The sequence below is a fragment of the Parapedobacter soli genome, assembly GCF_025460835.1.
In the GTDB taxonomy this organism is placed as follows: Bacteria; Bacteroidota; Bacteroidia; order Sphingobacteriales; family Sphingobacteriaceae; genus Parapedobacter; species Parapedobacter soli.
Map to the genome: position 1 here is coordinate 1 of NZ_JAMXAY010000116.1, position 2,440 is coordinate 2,440.

Consider the following 2,440-nt stretch of genomic DNA (forward strand, 5'->3'; position numbering starts at 1 on the left):
AGAGGCGCACTCCGTCAGTTACTGGCGGAGCCGTCTACTCGATTGTACGACGTAGTTATGTTTTGGGTTTTAGTCCAGCTAAATATTTTCGTATGTCATTTTCTAATTTATCCGGGTATTTGTACTCTAATTTTTTTGACAATTCAGTTCCTATTTCTGAAACTAAATCAGTCATTGAAAATAGAGCAGTCCAATTTTCCTTTATATTGCTCCCTGAAAATGTTTGTTCTGTTTTAGCCCACATTTCCTGGTTAAGATACTTTTTGAAAAGTCGTCCATATTTATTGGTCGTTATGTTCCAATTGTGTTCACTTGCAATGTGCCATTCAATTAAAGGAATTAAATATTCTGTGCGAATAACGGTTTCCGACATAAATTTCGCATAGAATATTTCATCTCTCACAAGACACTTTGCCACGTAAGTTGTGTCCCACCAAAAATCGTTTATTAGATTTTGAAACTCTTTTTCAGACGGTTTTTTGATAATGGAAATTTGATAAGTTGGTTTCAGCATTTGCTTTGTAATACCATCTTTATCAATTAAAATTTTATAACCAATATCCCAATCTTCTGGTAATTCTTTCTCTTGCGTTTCCTTTATAAATTTTGATTTGCTGTAAAGTTTAAAATCTACTTTCACACCGTCTTCATAAAGTAGCATTTTCATTGCGTGTTTATGGTTAAAACAACTTTCGTCTTCTTCAATCATAGCAATTGGATTTCCGAATTTAAGCGTCCAGCTTTTGTCTGAAATGTAATTTGTATTATCCTCAAAAACAAATTCAATGTCTAAATCACTAAATTCGTCAACAAGTGCTAAAGGATTTACAAGTGAACTTGTCAGAAGAAGAACTCTTACATCTTCGTTTTTCTCCGACCATTCTATAATTGTTCTTAACTTTTCTTCTCTGACTTTCATTTTGTTTGGTTCGGTTTTACTATGTCGTACAACGTTTGGCAAATTGGCGATGGAGCCGACTTTTAGCACAAATGTTGAATAGAATTACTAATCTTCAACATTGCACAAAAGTTCAATAGAAGTACTTCACCGGCTCTATTGCCAATTTGTTTGTTATGTGCCGTTTTATTCCATTTTATACATTTAACAATTGCTGAAACGTAAAGTCGGGTTTAAACATTTCAATTTCGTTTTGAGTTGATTCTTCTTGTGCTTCTTTGCCATAGATAAACATTTGCTGTTCATAATTTTTAACAGCCTCTTCAATGCTATTAAATTTTCCATCGGCTAGATTATCAGACAATATCAAGGCATCCACCAACCCACTATTTACTCCCTGCCCTGCAAAAGGCGGCATCAAATGTGCGGCATCCCCAATCATTGTTATGGGTAATGGGCGCTTGCTTTTCCAAGGCTTTTCTAAAGGAAATATCCGTGTAGCCAATCCTACAAATGACAACGTCGTATGAATCAATTCTTTGTAGCGTTCGTCCCAATCGGAAAATTCTTTCAGAAGAAAATCAACGACACTATTTCTGTTTTGAAAATCTACCTGCGTTTGGTTTTTCCATTCATCAGGTGTTTTAAAACTTATTCCAAAATGCAATGCACCATTATTATTGGGGTTAGCAAATAATAAATTACCTTGGTGAGATGCCATTAGCCGGTTTCCATTGCATAGCTGAAAAAATCCAGGACAGTTTATCTCTGGTTGATGAATATCGGCTTGTATATTGAAAGTACCTGTTTCTTCAACTTCCGTGTCGGTAACAAATTTTCTTACCTTGGACATCCCGCCATTGGCAAGAATAACCAAATCTGCTGTTTCACTCGGTTTATTCTCAAAAGTTAGTGTCCACTTCTTCTTACCAGGTTCAAGCATAACAAGTTTTCTATCCCAAATAACCGTGTCGTTTTCTAAACTATTCAACAAGATAGCCCTTAAGTCATTTCTGTTTATTTCAGGATTGTCAAATCGATTTTCGGGCTTTACATTTTTTGTGGATAAAATATTGCCTTTTTCATCAGCAATATTTACACCCATTGGTAAGGCTAAGTCATAATAAGTTTGTAACAATCCCGCTTTTTTCATTGCTTCCTGACCTGAACCTTTGTGTAGGTCAAGGGTTCCACCAAAAATTCTTGCCTCTCGGTCGTTGTCTCTTTCGTAAACTGAAACGTCTATGCCGTTTTGCTGTAATAATTTTGCCATAGTCAGTCCAACGGGTCCACCACCAATTATTGCAACGTTCTTATCACTAAGTAAATTCATTTGTTTGTCTGTATCTATTCGCATTGTCATTCAAAAATGGCACATAACGGTCAAGTATAAGCGTAGTGCGGGATTTCGGAGCAATTCACTGTCCGCCCACCACAAAGTTTCTTAGGAGCAAAAATGCTCAAATTTAGCAGTTCAGCCCGCATTACGCTTATACAATGTGTGTGCCCTGCATATGCAGGACACACCCCGAAAGCTTTTCA

General features: G+C 36.4%; 2 protein-coding genes. Both read right to left on the reverse strand.

The window, feature by feature from the left end; all coding sequences use genetic code 11:
- Positions 1-55: 55 nt before the first annotated feature.
- Positions 56-919 carry an AadS family aminoglycoside 6-adenylyltransferase gene (locus tag NGM62_RS21720; RefSeq protein WP_010257826.1) on the reverse strand — a complete coding sequence of 288 codons (864 nt, stop codon included), beginning with the start codon at positions 917-919 and terminating at the stop codon, positions 56-58.
- A 175-nt stretch (positions 920-1,094) separates the two neighbouring features.
- Entirely contained in the window at positions 1,095-2,261 is a 1,167-nt protein-coding gene (locus tag NGM62_RS21725; RefSeq protein ID WP_008651082.1) for a tetracycline-inactivating monooxygenase Tet(X2), read from the reverse strand.
- Positions 2,262-2,440 lie beyond the last annotated feature (179 nt).